This window comes from Stenotrophomonas sp. STEN087 (assembly GCF_056759115.1).
In genome coordinates this window covers 18498-37004 of the sequence record NZ_JBRRCR010000023.1, presented here as the reverse complement: position 1 = coordinate 37004, position 18507 = coordinate 18498, and the positions used below count along the sequence as shown (strand labels likewise).

9 protein-coding genes are annotated in these 18507 nt (G+C 65.9%); 6 read left to right on the top strand and 3 right to left on the bottom strand.

Features of this window, described 5'->3' with window-relative positions; translation table 11 throughout:
• Window positions 1-31: 31 nt before the first annotated feature.
• The 4 genes from ACVOK1_RS08525 (at window position 32) to ACVOK1_RS08510 (ending at window position 7564) form a co-directional block, all read left to right on the top strand.
• On the top strand, window positions 32-2026 hold the full coding sequence (locus ACVOK1_RS08525; protein ID WP_406235336.1) for an alpha/beta hydrolase family protein: 1995 nt from the start codon (window positions 32-34) through the stop codon (window positions 2024-2026).
• A 129-nt stretch (window positions 2027-2155) separates the two neighbouring features.
• The gene (locus ACVOK1_RS08520; RefSeq protein WP_406235334.1) at window positions 2156-2968 is read left to right on the top strand and encodes an SEL1-like repeat protein; all 813 of its coding nucleotides are present in this window, start codon (window positions 2156-2158) and stop codon (window positions 2966-2968) included.
• 220 nt (window positions 2969-3188) lie between these two features.
• Window positions 3189-5294: a M13 family metallopeptidase gene (locus ACVOK1_RS08515; protein WP_481561748.1), complete on the top strand. Its 2106-nt coding sequence runs from the start codon at window positions 3189-3191 to the stop codon at window positions 5292-5294.
• A 263-nt stretch (window positions 5295-5557) separates the two neighbouring features.
• Complete coding sequence (locus tag ACVOK1_RS08510; RefSeq protein ID WP_406235330.1) at window positions 5558-7564, top strand: M13 family metallopeptidase; 2007 nt, start codon at window positions 5558-5560, stop codon at window positions 7562-7564.
• Window positions 7565-7690: 126 nt separating this feature from the next.
• On the opposite strand, the gene ACVOK1_RS08505 is transcribed toward ACVOK1_RS08510, so the two are convergent.
• The 3 genes from ACVOK1_RS08505 to ACVOK1_RS08495 form a co-directional block, all read right to left on the bottom strand.
• On the bottom strand, window positions 7691-10729 hold the full coding sequence (locus tag ACVOK1_RS08505; protein WP_481561747.1) for a TonB-dependent receptor: 3039 nt from the start codon (window positions 10727-10729) through the stop codon (window positions 7691-7693).
• Between the two features lie 465 nt (window positions 10730-11194).
• Window positions 11195-14224 carry a TonB-dependent receptor gene (locus ACVOK1_RS08500; protein ID WP_481561746.1) on the bottom strand — a complete coding sequence of 1010 codons (3030 nt, stop codon included), beginning with the start codon at window positions 14222-14224 and terminating at the stop codon, window positions 11195-11197.
• 314 nt (window positions 14225-14538) lie between these two features.
• A complete protein-coding gene (locus ACVOK1_RS08495; protein WP_481561745.1) occupies window positions 14539-16194 on the bottom strand; it encodes a saccharopine dehydrogenase family protein in 1656 nt (551 codons plus the stop codon).
• 135 nt (window positions 16195-16329) lie between these two features.
• Between ACVOK1_RS08495 and ACVOK1_RS08490 the strand changes: the two genes are divergently transcribed.
• Together ACVOK1_RS08490 and ACVOK1_RS08485 are read left to right on the top strand one after the other, a co-directional pair.
• The gene (locus tag ACVOK1_RS08490) at window positions 16330-16812 is read left to right on the top strand and encodes a VOC family protein (protein ID WP_481561744.1); all 483 of its coding nucleotides are present in this window, start codon (window positions 16330-16332) and stop codon (window positions 16810-16812) included.
• A complete protein-coding gene (locus tag ACVOK1_RS08485) occupies window positions 16809-18395 on the top strand; it encodes a phytoene desaturase family protein (protein ID WP_481561743.1) in 1587 nt (528 codons plus the stop codon). The genes ACVOK1_RS08490 and ACVOK1_RS08485 overlap by 4 nt, the downstream gene beginning before the upstream one ends.
• The last annotated feature ends 112 nt before the right edge of the window (window positions 18396-18507 follow it).

The window sequence follows — 18507 nt, the reverse complement described above, 5'->3', positions numbered from 1 at the left end:
ACGAAGGCCCGCCAATTGAAGGGGATACACGATGTACAAGCTGTCCTTCGCCCTGCTTGCACTGGCATTGGGCACCACCGCCGTGCCGGCCTCCGCCGCGACGGCCTACTCGGTCGAAGATTTCGTCAAGCACGCTGCCTACGGCAACGTGCGCATCTCGCCCAACGGCGAGTACCTGGCCGTGACCATGGACCACGGCGACCAGGACGTCCTGGCCGTCCTGCGCACCAGCGACCTGAAGATCCTCAAGGTCAACCAGCTGCCGGAAAAGAAGAGCGTCGGCCAGTTCACCTGGATCGCGCCGGACCGCCTGATGTTCAATGCGGTGAAGAAGATGGGCGGCTATGCCCAGCCCTTCGCCACCGGCGAGTGGTTCGCCGTCAACGCCGATGGCAGCCAGGCCGTGCCGCTGATCTTCTACGGCACCCGCGATGCCACCCAGCGCGGCAAGACCGTCGGCCGCGAAAGCTTCAGCCTGCTCGACACGCTGAAGGACGACGACCGCAACGTCATCATGCAGTCGCGTTACCCGCGCTCCAACGAAGGTGCCGGCACCCAGGTGGTACAGGTCGATACCTTCAGCGGCCGCCGCACCGTGCTCGCACGCGCGCCCAAGGACGACTGCTCCATCGCGCTGGACGCGCAGAAGGAACCGCGTTTCGCGGTCTGTTCGTCCAGCCGCAACGAGGAAGGCGAGTACGACGAACGCACCGAACTGTACCGCCGCGATGGCCGTGACTGGACCCTGGTCAACGCCTCCAAGACCGACGGCAAGCACCTGTGGGTCGAGCGCGCCACCGCCGATGGCACCGTGTATGTCACCCAGAGCGACGACAAGGCGCCCGGCGCGGTGGGCACGCTGGACACCGCCACCGGCGCGTTCACCTCCCTGTTCCAGGACCCGGTGGCCGAAGTCTCCGACTACATCTGGTCCACCGATGACAACCGCCTGCTGGGCGTGATCACCGAAGCTGGTGCACCGAAGGTGACCCTGGTCGATGAGAACCACCCCGACGCCGAACTGTATGGCTCGCTGGCCGCATCATTCCCCGGCGAACTGGTGGATTTCTCCAGCCACACCGCCGATGGCAGCAAGATCATCGTCTCGGTCTACAGCGACAGCAATCCGGGCGAGCTGTACCTGTATGACCGCGCCACCGGCAAGGCACGCTTCCTGATGCAGCGCGCGCCGCAGCTGGACAAGGCGCGCATGGCCTCGGTCAAGCCTTTCAGCTTCACCGCGCGCGACGGCAAAACCATCCATGCCTACCTCACCCTGCCCCATGGCAGCGACGGCAAGAACCTGCCGCTGATCGTCAACCCGCACGGCGGTCCGATCGGCCCGCGTGACAACTGGGGCTTCTCCGGCGAAACGCAGCTGTTCGCCAGCCGCGGCTATGCGGTGCTGCAGGTGAACTACCGCGGCTCCGGTGGCTACGGCAAGGCGTTCCAGGATGCGGGCCACAAGCAGTGGGCCGATGGCATCCAGAACGACATCATCGATGCCACGCAGTGGACCATCAACCAGGGCTACGCCAACAAGGACCGCATCTGCATCTACGGCGGCAGCTTCGGCGGCTACTCGTCGCTGATGGCCCCGATCCGTGCACCGGGCCTGTTCAAGTGCACCTTCGGCTACGTCGGCGTCTACGACATCGACATGATGTTCAAGAAGGGCGACATCCCGGAACGCGAGTCGGGCCAGCGCTTCCTGCGCCGCACCCATGGCACCGACACCGCCGACTGGACCCGCACCTCGCCGGCACGTCGCGCATCGGAAGTGAAGATCCCGGTTTACCTTGCCGCAGGTGCGCGTGACGTGCGCACGCCGCCGGAACAGACCGAGCTGATGAACAAGGCGCTGATCGCCGCCGGCAACAAGCCCGAAGGCATGATCATCGAGCCCGGCGAAATGCACGGCTTCTACGGTGTGCCGGCGCGGGTGAAGCTGTACACCACGATGCTCGATTTCTTCGGCCGCCACATCGGTCCGTCGACGGCATCGGGGGCAAAGGCGGCTGACTGAGCCGTCCCCCGGCTCCCTGAACAGGGGAGCCGGGAACTTCGGGCACCTTTTGGCGCACCATTAAGGTGTGCCTGCGCGTACCCGGCAACGGGTGCGTGGGTGCCATCGTTCAATCAAGGAGAGATACCGATGTACCGCAGGCTCATGCTTACAGCCCTGCTGCCTTTCGCGCTGCACGCCCCGCTCGCGCTGGCCGCCAAGCCTTCACCGGCCGCCGCACCGGATCCCACCGAGGATCCGATGATGATCACTGCCGGCTTCCTCAGCGGCCACCCGGACCTGCGCTTCCGCCTGCTGGGCATCGAAAAGCGCGATGCCGGCAAGATGGAACAGGCGTTCGGCTTCTTCCAGCGCGCCGGCTTCTATGCCGACAAGCCGTCGCAGGCGATGGTGGCGGAAATGCTGTGGAACGGCACCGGCACCCCGGTCAACCGCGCCCTTGCCTACGCCTGGATGGACCTGGCCGCCGAACGCGGCTATGAAGGTTTCCTCGACCTGCGCGAGCGCTACTGGGCCGCGTTGACGCCCGAGGAACGCGACCGTGCCCTGCAGGAAGGCCCGGCGGTCTATGCCCGTTTCGGCGATGAGGCCGCGCGCCCGCGCATCGATGCCGCGCTGCGCCGCGAACGCCGCCAGGTGACCGGCAGCCGCACCGGCGCGACCGGCAACCTGCGCATCGTGGTGCCCGGCCTGGTCGGCACTACGGAGATCGATGGCAGCAAGTTCTACGACGATCGCTACTGGGACCCGGAGAAGTACCAGGCCTGGCAGGATTCGGTGTGGGCCAAGCCCAAGGTCGCCCGGGTCGATGTCGGTGCGGCAACCCAGATCAAGGACGAAGCCGACCGCAAGACCCGCATCGAGGCCGGCGCACCGCAGGTGGATGCCCCCGAACCGCAGACCGCCGACGAACAGCCCAAGCTGGACAACGGCAAACCCTGATGTCTCCGCTGCCGGCCTTGTGCCGGCAGCGTTCTTTGCGCAGCCCGTGCGGCGACCTGCCCGATTCTGGCGGCTGTGCCGCGGCCCATGTGCAACGGGCCGGCGGCTTGCCATCGGCCATGACCTTCGACACCCTTGCAGGGCGGGCCGGCGGCGTATCGTTCGGCCCACGGCCGTCCTGCGGCCATTCCCTGACTCACTCGGCCTGGAGGCCATACAAGTGACCCGTACTCCCAAGATCGTGCTGCTGACCCTGGCCGTTTCGGCCGCGCTGGTCGGCTGCGGCAAGACCGATACCCCGGCAAAGGACGCCGCCGCCTCCACGCCGGCCGCCACCGAGCAGGCCACCGCCTACACGCTCGACGAAGCCAAGCTGCCGGCCTACAACGCCTTCCAGGCCAGCGACCTGGACAGCACGGTGGACGCCTGCGGCGCCTTCGGCGACTACGTCAACAGCAAGTGGCTGGCCGCCAATGAGATTCCGGGCGACCGCACCAGCTGGGGCGCCTTCACCATCCTCGACGAGCGTTCGGTAGCGGTGCAGCACCAGCTGGCCGAGCAGGTCGCCCAGGTCAAGAACCCGAACCACATCGAGAAGATCGTCGGCGACCTGTGGGCCACCGGCATGGACGAGGCCAAGATCAACGCCCAGGGCATCGAGCCGCTGAAGGCCGACCTGGCCGCCATCGACGGCCTGCAGGACAAGGCCGCTATCGCCGATTACCTGCGCACCAGCGCCGCCAAGGGTGAAAACATCCTGTTCGGCTTCGGCGCCGAAGCGGACTTCAAGAACTCGGCCATGAACATGGCCTACGCCAGCCAGGGCGGCCTGGGCCTGCCGGACACCACCTACTACACCGACGCCAAGAACGCCGACAAGCTGAAGGCCTACCAGGCGCACATCGCCAAGGTGCTGGAACTGTCGGGCGTGGCTGCTGCCGACGCCGCCAAGCAGGCCGAGGACGTGGTCAAGTTCGAGACCCGCCTGGCCAAGGCCTCCAAGTCGCGCGTGGAACTGTCGCGCAACGTCGAGCTGTTCTACAACCCGCTCACCCTGGCCGACGCCGACAAGCTGACCCCGAACTTCAGCTGGACCGAGTTCTTCAAGTCGCAGGGTGTGGCCGCACCGGAGAAGTTCTCGCTGGCCATGCCGGCCTTCCACGAGGAAGTGAGCAAGGCACTGGGCGACACCGATGCGTCGGTCTGGCGCGCCTACCTGCGCTTCCACACCGTTGACGGCGCTTCGCCGTACCTGGCCGACGCCTTCGTGCAGGAGAACTACGAGTTCTACGGCAAGACCCTGAACGGCCAGAAGGAACAGAAGCCGCGCTGGAAGCGCGTGCTGGGCACCATCGAGAACGATGCCGGCGAAGCCTTCGGCCAGCTGTACGTGAAGGTCGCCTTCTCGCCGGAAGCCAAGGCGAAGATGGAAGAACTGGTGAAGAACCTGGCCGCCTCGCTGAAGGAACGCATCCAGGGCCTGAGCTGGATGAGCGACGAAACCAAGGCCAAGGCCATCGCCAAGTGGGAAACCTTCACCCCGAAGATCGGTTACCCGGACAAGTGGCGTGACTGGGCCGGCCTGCAGACCCAGCGCGACAGCTACCTGGGCAACGTGCGCGCCGCCAACGAGTTCAACTACAAGTTCAACCTGTCCAAGGTCGGCAAGCCGGTGGACAAGACCGAGTGGGGCATGACCCCGCAGACCGTCAACGCCTACTACAACCCGCTGCAGAACGAGATCGTGTTCCCGGCCGCCATCCTGCAGCCGCCGTTCTTCGACCCGAAGGCCGACGACGCGCTGAACTACGGCGGCATCGGCGCGGTGATCGGCCACGAAATGACCCACGGTTACGACGACCAGGGCGCACGCTTCGGGCCGAGCGGCAACCTGGAAGACTGGTGGACCCCGGCTGACAAGAAGAACTTCGAAGGCCTGACCGGCAAGCTGGTCAAGCAGTTCGACCAGTACAAGGTCGACGGCCAGGCAGTGAACGGCCACCTGACCCTGGGCGAGAACATCGCCGACCTGGGTGGCCTGGCCACCGCCTACGACGCCCTGCAGAAGGCCACCGCCGGCAAGGAAGATCCGAAGGTCGACGGCTTCACCCGCGACCAGCGCTTCTTCTTCAACTGGGCCACCGTGTGGCGCACCAAGTACACCGCGGAGAACGCCAAGGTCCGCCTGGCCACCGACCCGCACGCCCCGGCGCAGTTCCGCGCCATGGGTGCGCCGTCGAACCTGCCGACCTTCGCCGCTGCATTCCAGTGCAAGGCCGGCTCGCCGATGGCCCGCACCGGCGACCAGCAGGTGGTGATCTGGTAAGCCGCGGCTGACGCCAAGGTAGACCTTCAAAGGCCCGGGATTTACCGGGCCTTTGTTTTTGGCGGGGTCGGATCCCCTGCGCGCAGCGCGAGGGCTCTGACCCCATGCAGGTGACACCATCCACGCATGGCGTGGATCTACTGGCCACACCACCCGGTAGCGCCGGGCCATGCCCGGCAGAAGCCGCGTGACGCATGCATCCCGTGCCCATGCACGGCTTGCTATAGTTCGCCCGCCCTCAATCCATCACGGATTCGTTCTACATGCCCAATTTCCGTCCGCTTGCCGTCGCCCTGGGTATCAGCCTGGCGACCCTGGTCCCGACCCACGATGCGTTCGCTGCCAAGAAGAAGGCCGTGCGCGCCCCGGCCGTCAGCGCCCAGTGCAGCGATTTCTACGATGCCACCAACGCGGACTGGCTGAAGGCCAACCCGGTGCCGCAGTCCGGCGCCGCCACCGCGCTGGGCCAGTTGGTCGACCGCAGCCGCCAGCAGCAGCGTGAACTGCTGGACGCCTCGATGAAGGCGCCGCAGGGCAACGTGCAGAAGCTGCTGGGCGACTTCTGGGCCAGCGGCCTGGACGAATCCGCGGTGGAAGCCGATGGCTCCAACCCGATCGCCCCGCTGCTGACCCGCATCAACGCGATCAAGAAGGCCAAGGACGTCCCGGCCTCGATCGCCGCCCTGCACCAGGTCGGCATCCCGGTGGCCTTCAACTTCGGCCCGGACGTGGACCTGAAGGCGCTGGACCGCCACATCGGCTACTTCATGCAGGGCGGCATGGGCCTGCCCGACCCGGCGTTCTACACCCGTACCGACGCCGACACCGTGGCCCTGATGGGCCGCTACCGCAACTACGTCAAGCAGATCCTGGCCCTGACCGGTACCCCGGCGGCCAAGCTGGATGCCGAGTCGCAGTCGGTGATCGAACTGGAAACCGAACTGGCGCGCAACGCGCAGTCGCTGGCCGGCATCAACAACCCGTTCAACAACTACGCGCCGATCTCGACCAAGGATCTCAACAGCCGCTACCGCAACCTGCAGCTGGATGCCTTCCTGAAGGCGCAGGGCGTGAACGACGACCTGGTCTCGCTGGCCGACCCGGGCCTGTTCAAGCAGCTCGACACGATGGTCACCAAGCTCAAGCCGGAACAGTGGAAGGCCTACCTGCGCTGGCGCGTGGGCGACTCGATGGCGCCGTACCTGTCCAAGGCCTACCGTGACGCCGAGTTCGAATTCCGCGGTCGCGTGCTGCGCGGTGAGACCCTGCCCGCGCAGCGCTGGGAAAACGTGCTGGACGCCATCAACGTGGCCGCTGGCCCGATGGTCGGCCGCGAGTACGCCGCCCGCCACCTGTCCGCCGAAGATCGCCGCCAGGCGGCGTGGATCGTCGACAAGGTGCGCGAAGTGCAGATCGAGGCGGTCAAGAACAGCACCTGGATGAGCGCCGAGGCCAAGGCCGAAGCACAGGCCAAGCTGGCCGCACTGAAGATCGAGATCGGCACCCCGCTGCGCGACCTGGATTACAGCGTGCAGCCGATGGGCCGTGGTTCGTTCGGCGGCAACATGCTGATCGCATCGACCTGGCGCCATCGCGAGGAAATGAAGCGCATCGGCAAGGGCAACGCCGACCGTCGCTGGGACGTGCTGCCGCAGCAGCCGTCGCTGGCCTACGACCTGGCGCAGAACCGCCTGATCGTCACCGCCGCCATCCTGCAGGGCCCGGTGTTCAACGCCAAGGCCGACGCCGCCGACAAGTTCGGCAGCTTCGGTGGCCTGGTCGGCCACGAACTGAACCGCGCCGTCGACGCCAAGGGCGCCCTGGTCGATGCCAAGGGTGAACTGCGCAGCTGGTGGACCCCGGCCGACAAGACCGCCTGGACCCTGCTCGGCAGCCGCGTGGCCGCGCAGTACGGCGCCTACGAGTTCCCGGGCGTGAAGGGTGCCAAGGTCAACGGCACGCTGACCCAGGAAGAGAACCTGGCCGACATCGCCGGCCTGGAACTGGCCTGGGCGGCGTACACCGCGCAGGAACCGAAGGCCAAGCCGGCGCAGCAGCAGGGCTTCTTCCGCGCCTGGGCGGCCCTGTGGCCGCAGCAGCTGTCGCCGAACGAGGCCGCACGCCGCCTGACCGCCGACATCCGTGCACCGGGTCGCTGGCGCACCAACGGCCCGCTGTCGAACCTGCCGGCCTTCGGTGCGACCTTCAGCTGCAAGGCCGGCCAGCCGATGCAGCGCACCGACGCCGAGCAGATCAAGGTCTGGCGCTGAACCTGGCCGTGATGCGGTAACGAAGAAGGCGCCTCAGGGCGCCTTTTTCGTGGGCGGCACCTGCAAAAAAAAGACCCCGGCGGATGCCGGGGTCAAATGTCCTGCTGAAAGAGAGCGGCTTCTACATCAGAAGTCGTAGGACGCGGTCAGGCGAACCGAACGCGGCGCCGTGTAGTAGGTGCCGATGCCATAGGTGTTGGAGATCGTGTGCTGACCCGATTCATACGACGGATCGGACTGCAGCTGGCGACGCTGGTTGAGCACGTTGAACACGTCCAGGCCGAAAGCCAGCTTGTGGTCGGCAAAGGTCGGGCGATACATCACGCCCAGATCCAGGCGATAGGTCCACGGCTGGCGGCCGGCATCACCCGGACGCGACGGCTGGCCGTTGCAGTAGTGGTACGCCGACTCATAGCCGATCGGATCGCTGCCATCCGCGCCGTAGTAACCCAGGCAGCTCTTCGGCATGCCCGAAGAGATGAGCATGGTGGCCGACGCCGTCCACTCATCGTTGAACTGGTACGCGCCGTAGCCCTTCAGCTGGTGGCGACGATCGTTCGCAAGGTAGCCACCGGCGTACTCCATCAGGTAGTAGGAATCCCAGTCCTGGGTCTTGGACACGTCATCCTGGCCGATGTCCGACTTGACCTGGCCCTCGGTGTTGCCGAAGTTGCGCGACCAGGTGTAATCCAGGCGGCCGTACCACTTGTCGCTCAGCGGATGTTCGATGAACAGATCAACTGCGACGTAGCTGCGCTTGGCCTTGTTGCCGTTGTAGCCCCAGTCCGACGAGCTCATCTGCACCGGGGTGTAACCGGAACCATCGGCATGCTTGACCATGAAGGTGTTGGTCTTGCCCGGGTTGAAGATCACGCAGCCCGGCACTTCCATGCCGCTTGAATCGATACCCATCGACTCGAGCTTGGCGTAGATCTGATCGGAATCACAGGTGTCGTCGATGGCCGCCTGCAGGCGACGGTAGGTGAACTTGGCACCGGTGTTCCAGGACGAACCCAGGGTCTTCTCGAAGCCCATGATGAATTCATCCTGGTACTGCGACTTCAGGTCGGTCGGTGCCACCGACAGCGGATCGGGCGCAACGCCGTACTCGTTGTTGGTCGACACCGGGCCCGGGCCCAGCGCGGTCAGGTCGGTCGGGTTGCCGTCGGCATCGATGCCACCGTAGGTGAAGTACTCACGGGTATAGGTCGATGCCGATGCGCCACGGATGGCCACGCTGTTGGGCAGGGCCAGGTAGTAGCGGCCGAGGTTGGCGAACACCTTCAGCGACGAATCACCGAAGACGTCCCAGCTGGCGCCCAGGCGCGGGGCCCACTGGTCACCGCTCTCGACGTAGGCAACCGCCGAGCTGTTGTAGTTGGTGAACTTGTCGTTGCGCAGGCCCAGGGTCAGCAGCACGTTCGGGCTGACCTGCCAGCGGTCTTCCAGGTAATAGGCCTTCTGTTCCACCGACATGCTGGTGGTGGTGGAGAAGATGTACTTCTGCACGTAGTAGCCATCACCGCCCGGCGCAGCAATATCGAACGCCGGTGCCGGCGACGAACCCGGCGCGATGCGCGAATAGATCCAGGCGTAGCCCGGGCCGGTCATCGCCTGCCCTTCGTTGTGGCCCTGGTAGGTCATGTTGTCGATGCCGGCGGTCAGCTCGTGGCTGCCGATGCGGTACTGCAGGTCCACGCGCAGGCCACGGGTCTTGCTGCCTGCATCGGGCGACTTGGTGTAGAGCGCGGTCTGGTCGTTGCGGACCGGGGTACCACCGGTGATCGACGGATCCTGGTTGGTCGGGCCGCTGATGTAGGCGTTGGCCGAATCCTGCGGATTGAACTCCAGGTTGGATTCCTTGCTGCGTCCCCACACCGCGCTCAGGGTCAGATCATCGGTCAGGTACCCGGTGTACTTGAAGATGTCGAACTCGTCCTTGAGCTTGGTCGTGTTGGCGAAAGTGCCGGTACGCTCGCCCTCGCTCATTGTGTCGTAGTCGAAATCGCGGTAGTAGCTGCCGTAGCGGTCCGTGTTCTCGACACGGGTGTACTCCAGCGTGTTGCTGTCGTTGATGTTCCAGTCGATCTTGCCGTAGAACTTCGGCGTGTCGTAGGTGTAGTGGCTGCGGACCTGCTGCGCGGCTTCACCGGCGCTGGTGGAAACGCCTTCGGTGCGATCCTTCTCGGCGGCGAGGTGGATGAACAGACGGTCCTCGATCAACGGGCCGCTGACGTAGCCGCTGTAGGAGGTGCGGGTCGCCTTGTCGCCCTTGCGCGAGCGGTACAGGGAGCCGGCCACGGTGCCGGTGTCATCCTCGAGCTCGAACCCCGTAGGCGCGGTGTGATTGGGGTAGTAGATGTCGCGCGGCGATTCCGCCAGCGAGTCGGGCGACCAGGTGGTCTGGAAACCGAACTTCCACTCGTTGGTGCCGCGCTTGCCCAGCTGGTTGATCACGCCACCGGTGGAGCGGCCGTAGCCTGCACCGTAGCCACCCATGAAGGTTTCCTGCTGGTCGATCGAGCCGTACGGCAGGCTCACACCGCCCATTGCGCTGAGCGGATTGGTCGCGTTGAAGCCGTTCAGGTAGTACGCGTTCTCGGTGACGCTGGAGCCGCCGAACGACAGCACCGAGCGCGAGCCATTGGAGAACTCGCCGCTGCCGGCGACCACGCCTGGCGCGAGCAGCGCGATGGCTTCGGCGCTGCGGCCCAGCGGCAGCACGTCCAGCTGTTCGGAGGTGATGACCGACTTGGAGACCGTGTTGGTCACGTCGATCTTCGGAATGTTGGCCGCCGTGACGTTCACTGCGTCGAGGTTGGTGGCGCCGCCGCTGGCGGACTGGCCAAAGGAAACTTCCGTGCCTACGCCGACCTTCAGCAGCACGTTGTCACGCTTCTCGACCACCTGCCCGTCACGCTCGAGGCTGATGGAGTAACGGCCCACCGGCAGCGAGCCCAGGGTGTAGCGGCCATTTGCATCGACGTTGGCGCTTCGCTTGAGGCCCGAATCACTCTGCACGACCACCGTGGCGCCTGCGGCGGCCGGGGCGTTGCCATACAGGGAACCGGTGGTGCTCTGCGCGGCTGCGGCGCCGACGAACGAGGTCAGGACAACGGCCAGTGCCGTGCGCTTCAGCCGGATGGCCGTCTTTCTATAGGACATGAAATTTCCTTGTTTCGTGAAAAGACACACTTACGTTTCAGGCTCGCTGCATCAATGTTCGATCATGAAAACAGCTGAATAGGATATTAATTTCATAAAAGTTTAACTTGCAAGGCTTACTGGATAATATTTTATGTCATTGATTTTATTGATTTTACTTTGATACAAACGAAAACATTCATTTACATTTCATTTAACTGAGACATTGCGGCATTGATTTGACCGCTTATGCGCGGCGCGGGCGCGCTGATTTCGAAAGATGCCACGAGCATTTACTTTCGTTTTCCCGCACCGGGCGGCGGCGCGAGGCGACAACGAAAAAAGGCGCCCTGGGGCGCCTTCGCTGGTGTGATGGGGTATCCGTGCCTGCCGTGGATCCATGCAGGCAGGTCGCTGGAAAAAGGGCCCTGACGGATCAGGGCCAAGCCAACCTTTGCGGAGAGAGAGAGCCGCTGTTCGCGCAGGTCAGAAGTCGTAGGAGGCGCTCAGGCGCACCGTCCGCGGGGCCGTGAAGTAGCTGCCCATGCCGTAGAGGTTGGAGACCGTGTCCGGTCCGGTCTGGTACTTGGCGGTCGACTGCAGCTGGCGCCGCTGGTTGAGCACGTTGAAGACACTCAGGCCCAGGCCCAGCCGGTTGTCAGCGAACCCGGGGCGGTACATCACGCCCATGTCCAGCTGCGCCGTCCACGGCTGCCGACCCGCGTCGCCGGGGCGCGACGGCCTGCCGTTGCAGTAGTGGTAGGCCGATCCGTAGCCATTGAGAGGATCGCTCTGGTCACTGCCGTAGTAGCCGAGGCAGTTTTTCGGCATGCCCGACATCACCCGCACCGTGGCAGATGCGGTCCATTCGTCATTGATCTGGTAGGCGCCGAACGCCTTGAACTGGTGCCGCCGATCATTGGCGAGATAGCCGCCGGCGTACTCCATCAACGCCGCCGCATCCCAGTCCTGGGTCTTGGAGGCATCGCTCTGGCCGATATCCGATCTCACCTGCCCTTCGGCGTTGCCGAAGCTGCGCGACCAGGTGTAGTCCAGGCGGCCGTACCAGCCGTCGGACATCGGGTGCTCGATGAACACATCCAGCGCGACATACTGGCGCTTCGCCTTATTGCCGTCGTAGCCCCAGTCCGTCGAACTCATGCTGACCGGCGTGTAGCCGGAACCATCACGGTGCCGCAGCTGGAACGTGTTGGTGGCACCCGGATTGAAGATCACGCAACCGGGCAGATCGAAGGTGTCCGCATCCAGCCCCATGCCTGCCAGTCGGTCGACGAAGCGGTCGGCATCGCAGGTATCGTCAATGGCCGACTGCAGTTGCCGGTAGGTGACCTTGCCGCCGGTGTTCCAGCGGCTGCCCAGGGTCTTCTCGAAGCCGAGGATCAGCTCGTCCTGATACTGCGACTTCAGGTCGGTCGGCGCCACCGCCAGCGGATCCGGCGCCTGCCCGTACTCGCCATTGGCCGACACCGGCCCCGGCCCCAGCGGCGTCAGGCCGGTCGGGTTGCCGTTGGCATCGATGCCGGTATAGGTGAAGTACTCACGCGTGTAGGTTGATGCGGAAGCGCCACGGATGGCCACGCTGTTGGGCAATGCCAGGTAGTAGCGGCCCAGGTTGGCGAACAGCTTCAACGACGCATCACCGAAAACATCCCAGCTGGCGCCCAGGCGTGGCGCCCACTGGTCGCCGCTCTCCACGTAGGCGCGGCCATCGCTGTTGAAGTTGGTGAAGCGGTCGTTGCGCAGGCCGAGCGTCAGCAGCCAGTCGGGCGTCAGCTGCCAGCGGTCCTCCAGGTAATAGGCCCGCTGCTTCACCGACATGCTGGTGGTGGTGGAGAAAATGTACTTCTGCACGAAGTAGCCATTTCCCCCCGGGGGTGCGATGCCGAAGCCCGGGCTGGGCGAGGCGCCCGGATTGCCACGCGAATAGATCCAGGCATGGCCGGGGCCCGTCATGGATTCGCCTTCGTTGGTGGCCCGGTAGGTCATGTTGTCGACACCGGCGGTCAACTCATGGTTGCCGATGCGGTACTGCAGGTCCATGCGCAGCCCGTGCGTCGTGCTGCCTGCATCCGGTGCCTTGGTGTACAGATCGGGCTGGTCGTTGCGGATCGGCGTGCCGCCGTTCAACGCGGGATCCTGGTTGCCGGCGCCGTTGATGTAGGGGTTGCCCGAGTCCAGCGGATTGAACTTGAGGTTGCTGGTGCGGGCGCGCCCCCACACGGCACTGAAGGTCAGCGCGTCGCTGAGGTAGCCGGTGTACTTGAAGATATCGACGTCGGTACTGGACTTTGCCACGTTGGGGAACGTACCGGTGCGATCCCCTTCGGACAGCGTCTCGTAGTCGAAGTCCCGGTAGTAGCCGCCGGTACGATCGGTGTCCTGGAAGCGCGTGTATTCCAGCGTGTTGCTGTCGTTGATGTTCCAGTCGATCTTGCCGTAGAACTTCGGTGTATCCGCACGGTAGTGGTTGCGCACCTGCTGCGCGGCGGCCTCGTTGGCGGTTGCAACACCCTCGCGACGGTTCGATTCGGCGGCAAGATGGATGAACAGCCTGTCTTCGATCAACGGCCCACTGACATAGCCGCTGTAGGTGGTCGTGGTGGACTTGTCACCGCGCCGGTAGCGGTACAGCGTGCCCGGCCTGGCCTCGTTCTCGTAGGCATATCCCTCCGGCAGGGTCATGTCCGGGTAGTTCACCGATGCCGGAGATTCGGCCAGCCCGGCAGGCGACCAGGTGACCTGCGCGCCGAACCGCCACGCGTTGGTGCCACGCTTGCCGACCTGGTTGATGACGCCACCGGTGGAACGGCCATACGCCGCACCATAGCCGCCGGTGAAGGTTTCCTGCTGGTCGATGGAGCCGTAAGGAAGGCTGACGCCGCCCAGGTAGTTGAGTGGATTGGTGACGTTGAAGCCATTGAGGTAATACGCGTTCTCGGTGACGCTGGAGCCACCGAACGACAGGACCGAGCGCGACCCGTTGGAGAAGGCACCGCTGCCGGCCACCACGCCCGGCGCCAGCAGCGCGATGGATTCAGCGCTGCGCCCCAGCGGCAGCACGTCCAGCTGCTCGGAGGTGATGACCGACTTGGACACGGTGTGGCTCACATCGATCTTCGGCAGGTTCGCCGCGGTGACGTTGACCGCTTCCAGCGTGGTGGCTGGGCCATGTGCGGCGAAGCTCACTTCGGTACCACTGCCCACGCGCAGCTGCACGTCGTCGCGCTGTTCGAGGATGCGCCCGTCGCGCTGCAGGCTGATGCTGTAGCGGCCCACCGGCAGCGCGCCAAAGCTGTAGCGCCCCTGCGCATCGATGGCCGCCGTGCGCCTGAGGCCGCTGTCACTCTGGGCGACGACGGTCGCGCCTTCGGAGCCGGCGGCGGTGCCGTGCAGCGTGCCGGTGGTGCTCTGCGCAGCGACGCTGCCGACGATGGAAAACAACACTGCTGAAAGCGCGCTGCGCTTCAGCACGCGATGTGCGGATGCAAATGCCATGAACTCTCTCCGGTGATGGAACTGCCGGAGCGTTATAGGCACGGGCCTGGCGTGTGCGGCAGTGCTGAAACCGGCGATGAAGTGCGCGGAATTCGCCACGACACAGCGCTCGGCGCGGGCCCGGATTCACGCCATGCGCTTGAAAATCCTGGACATTCGGCGGGTCTCGCAACCGCCTGTACGCACGCCCGAACCGCCCCACCACAGGCGATATACGTCACACCAGAAGCGCTGCCGCGCGCCATGCAGCGTCCGAAGCGACAGCACGTCGATCCGATTCCGACACACCCGCTGCATGCACGCAGCGGTAATCCTCACGCCGGCTCCAGCGTCCCCCGGTAATGCACGATGCGGCCGACCAGCGGCGCACCGATCTCCACGTCGAACACGAAACGTCCATCCACTTCGTACTCGAAGCTGTCATCGCCCGGCAGCAGCGCGCGCGGCAGCGGGATGCCCAGCAGCGACCAGCGACGCGGCACCAGCTGCAGCCGACCGCCCTCGACCACCACGGCCAGCGCCACCGACACGGCACCGAAGCGCTCGACCAGCAGCGCCTCGTTGCGACCACGCCCTTCGGTCTGCAGCGAGGAGAAGCGGCGCCCGGCAAACGTGCGCGTCCAGCGCTCGCCGCCCGCTTCCGGCGCAAAGGCGACGCTGACCGGCACCTGCCCGCCCGCAGCCGGGAAGCCAAACACCACGCCCAGCAGCCGCGACAGCAGGCCACTGCCTCGCTGCACCTGCGCCCTGCCCTGCCAGCACCGTGCCGCACCCGGCGCATGCAGGGCCTGCACGGCTGTGGGCAAACGCGAATAGGCATCGCCCAGCACGCGCTGGTACAGGCTGGCGCCGGGCATGTCCTGGCGGAAACCGGTATGGATGGTGCGGCCGGCAAACACCTGGTCGTAGTCGGTCAGTTCCAGCGCATGCGTTGCCGGGCGCGCGCCCGGCGCCGGCCGTTCGCCGGCGAGCTGCTTGCGGATCAGCGCCTCGATGGCCATCGACGGAATGTAGGGACCGTCATCGGCTTCGGCCAGCAGGTGCCAGCTCTGCCGCACCGGCGCGCCATCACGCACGCCGAGTGCGCGCACGATCATGCCGCCGCGATGCTCGCCGAACTTCATCAGGTTCAGCACGGTGTAGAACAGCCGCGAGCACGGTTCCAGCGACGGCAGGCGCAGGTGCTGGCGGGCCTTGGCCAGCAGGTTGAGGATGCGGTGCAGGATCTCCGGCACCGGGCCGGCGCCGATCCAGATATCGGTCAGCGTGGGGTGCTCCGGCGGCAGCACCTGCAGGTCGGGCACGTCCACCAGCGAGAAATGCAGGTTGCGCAGCGGTATCCGGCCCGGCACCGCCACGGTGAAGCGGCGGCTTTCGGCCAGGCCCACGCCGTGGCCATCACGCCCGCCGCGACGCAGCTTCACCGGTGACCCGGCATAACCGACCACCGCGCGCATCACGTTCAGGCCGATGCCTGCGTAGGGCGACGGCGCAATACCGCCTTCCACGCTGACGATGTCCATGCGCGTGGCCATCACCCGCAACACGGCGGCGGTCAGCACCGGGAAGCTGCTGACCCCGGACAGCACGTAGACGCCGGCCGCGCGCGCCTGCGCGTCGAACTGCGAGACACCGAACACGAAGTCGGCGGCGTCTGCGAAATCCAGATAATCGATGCCGGCAGCGATGCAGGCCTCGATGGCCGAATAGCGCTGGCTGCCGTACTCCTGGAAGGGACCGGACGCATCGATCAGCAGATCGGGCCCTTCGGCCAGCAGGGTCGGCGCCAGCTCCTGCCGGTCCACCCGCAGCGGCCGCACGCGCGCTTCGCCGCGGAAGTCCGCGCAGAAGGCCTGCGCCGCCGCCAGGGTGCGCCCGGCCACCAGCAGCTCCAGCTGCGGCAGGTCCGCCAGCAGCTGCACCAGGCGCCCTCCAAATACCCCATATCCGCCCAGGATCAGGATCTTCACGCGTCGTCCTTGTCGTACTGCGATGGAAGGGAACTGCTCTGCCATCGCATGGTAGCGCGGTCCTGCAGTGCAGCACGATCCCGCATTAACACCGCCCGTGCTATCGCTGCGCCTTCGACCGCTGCGGAGCCGATCATGACCGTCAGGAACATCATCTGCGTGTGGTACGACAAGGAGGCGCTGGATGCGGCCACCTTCTACGCCAACACCTTCCCCAACAGTGCGGTGACCGCCGTGCACCACGCGCCGGGCGATTACCCGGCCGGCCAGGAGGGCGCGGTGCTCACCGTCGAGTTCACCATCTGCGGCGTGGCCTGCGTCGGCCTGAACGGCGGCCCGGCGTTCAAGCACAGCGAAGCGTTTTCGTTCCAGATCCAGACCGCAGACCAGGCCGAGACCGACCGGCTGTGGAACGCCATCGTCGGCAACGGTGGCCAGGAAAGCGACTGCGGCTGGTGCAAGGACCGCTGGGGCGTGTCGTGGCAGATCAGCCCGCGCATGCTCATCGACGCGGTGACCAGCCCGGACAAGGCACTGGCGAAACGCGCGTTCAACGCCATGATGCCGATGAAGAAAATCGACATCGCCACCATCGAAGCGGCGATTGCGGGCGCATGAACCACTGGGACGCGATCATCGTGGGTGGTGGCCACAACGGACTGGTGTGTGCCGCCTACCTGGCGAAAGCCGGCAAGAAGGTGCTGGTGCTGGAGCGCCGCGGCGTGCTGGGCGGTGCGGCGGTCACCGAGGAGTTCCATCCCGGCTTCCGCAACTCGGTGGCTTCCTACACCGTGTCGCTGCTGCAGCCGAAGGTAATCGACGACCTGCAGCTGCACGCGCATGGACTGCGCATCATCAACCGGCCGGCCAACAACTTCCTGCCGCTGGACGATGGCCGCTACCTGCTGTCGGCACCGGGCCGCACCCAGGCCGAGGTGGCGAAATTCTCCGAGCGCGACGCGCTGCGGCTGCCCGAGTACGAAGCGCGGCTGGAGATCTTCGCCGACGTGCTGCGTGCATGGTCGCTGCGTGCGCCGCCCGACCTCGGCGTGGCCGGCGGATGGCGCGCCCTGCCCGCGCTGTGGCAGATGGGGCGCCTGGGCCGCGAACTGGCCTCGCTGGATGCGTCGCTGCGGCAGGAGCTGCTGGACCTGTTCACCCTCTCGGCCGCCGAGTACCTGGATCGCTGGTTCGAGAGCGAACCGATCAAGGCGCTGTTCGGCTTCGATGGCATCGTCGGCAACTTCGCCAGCCCGTACACGCCGGGCAGCGCGTATGTGCTGCTGCACCACGTGTTCGGCCAGTGCAACGGCGTGAAAGGTGCCTGGGGCCACGCGATCGGCGGCATGGGCGCGATCAGCCAGGCGATGGCGGCGGCCGCGCGCGAGGCCGGTGCCGAGCTGCGCGTGGATGCGGGCGTGCAGCGCGTGCTGGTCGAGCAGGGGCGCGTGGCCGGTGTGGAGTTGAGCAGCGGCGAAACGCTGCGCGCACGTGCGGTGGTCGCCAACGTCAATCCCAAGCTGCTGTACGAACAGCTGCTGGAGCCAACGCAGGTGCCGCCGACGACGCGCGAGCGGATGGCGCAGTGGCGCTGCGGCTCGGGCACGTTCCGGATGAACGTCGCACTGTCGCGGCTGCCGGACTTCCGCGCCCTGCCCGGCCCCGGCGACCACCTCAGCGCAGGCATCATCATGGCGCCCAGCCTGGACTACATGGACCGCGCGTGGCTGGACGCACGGCGCGATGGCTGGTCGCGCGAACCGATCGTGGAGATGCTGATTCCCAGCACGCTGGACGATTCGCTGGCCCCGCCCGGGCAGCATGTGGCCAGCCTGTTCTGCCAGCACGTGGCGCCGGTGCTGCCTGGTGGGCGGCATTGGGATGACCATCGGGACGAGGTAGCCGACCTGATGATGGCCACCGTCGACCGCCATGCGCCGGGCTTTGCCGCCAGCGTACTGGGCCGACAGGTGCTGTCACCGCTGGATCTGGAGCGGACCTTCGGCCTGGTCGGCGGCGATATCTTCCACGGCGCGCTCAGTGCCAACCAGTTGTTCTCGGCGCGGCCGATGGTCGGACAGGCCGGCTATCGCGGTGCGCTGCCGGGGCTGTACCTGTGTGGATCGGGCACCCATCCCGGCGGCGGCGTGACCGGTGCGCCGGGGCACAATGCCGCGCAGGTGGTGCTGCAGGATCTGTAGATCCACGCCATGCGTGGATGCGGGCACCGTGCGCCGACCAACGGTCGGCACCCACAGCGTCAAATGATCCCATTCAAAGTGTGCCGACCAACGGTCGGCACCTACCCGCGTG

Excerpts from the sequence above, each read along its gene's own strand:
- ACVOK1_RS08525 (WP_406235336.1), top strand. The coding sequence starts at position 32 with ATGTACAAGCTGTCCTTCGCCCTGCTTGCACTGGCATTGGGCACCACC.
- ACVOK1_RS08520 (WP_406235334.1), top strand. The coding sequence starts at position 2,156 with ATGTACCGCAGGCTCATGCTTACAGCCCTGCTGCCTTTCGCGCTGCAC.
- ACVOK1_RS08510 (WP_406235330.1), top strand. The coding sequence starts at position 5,558 with ATGCCCAATTTCCGTCCGCTTGCCGTCGCCCTGGGTATCAGCCTGGCG.
- ACVOK1_RS08505 (WP_481561747.1), bottom strand. The coding sequence starts at position 10,729 with ATGTCCTATAGAAAGACGGCCATCCGGCTGAAGCGCACGGCACTGGCC.
- ACVOK1_RS08500 (WP_481561746.1), bottom strand. The coding sequence starts at position 14,224 with ATGGCATTTGCATCCGCACATCGCGTGCTGAAGCGCAGCGCGCTTTCA.
- ACVOK1_RS08490 (WP_481561744.1), top strand. The coding sequence starts at position 16,330 with ATGACCGTCAGGAACATCATCTGCGTGTGGTACGACAAGGAGGCGCTG.
- ACVOK1_RS08485 (WP_481561743.1), top strand. The coding sequence starts at position 16,809 with ATGAACCACTGGGACGCGATCATCGTGGGTGGTGGCCACAACGGACTG.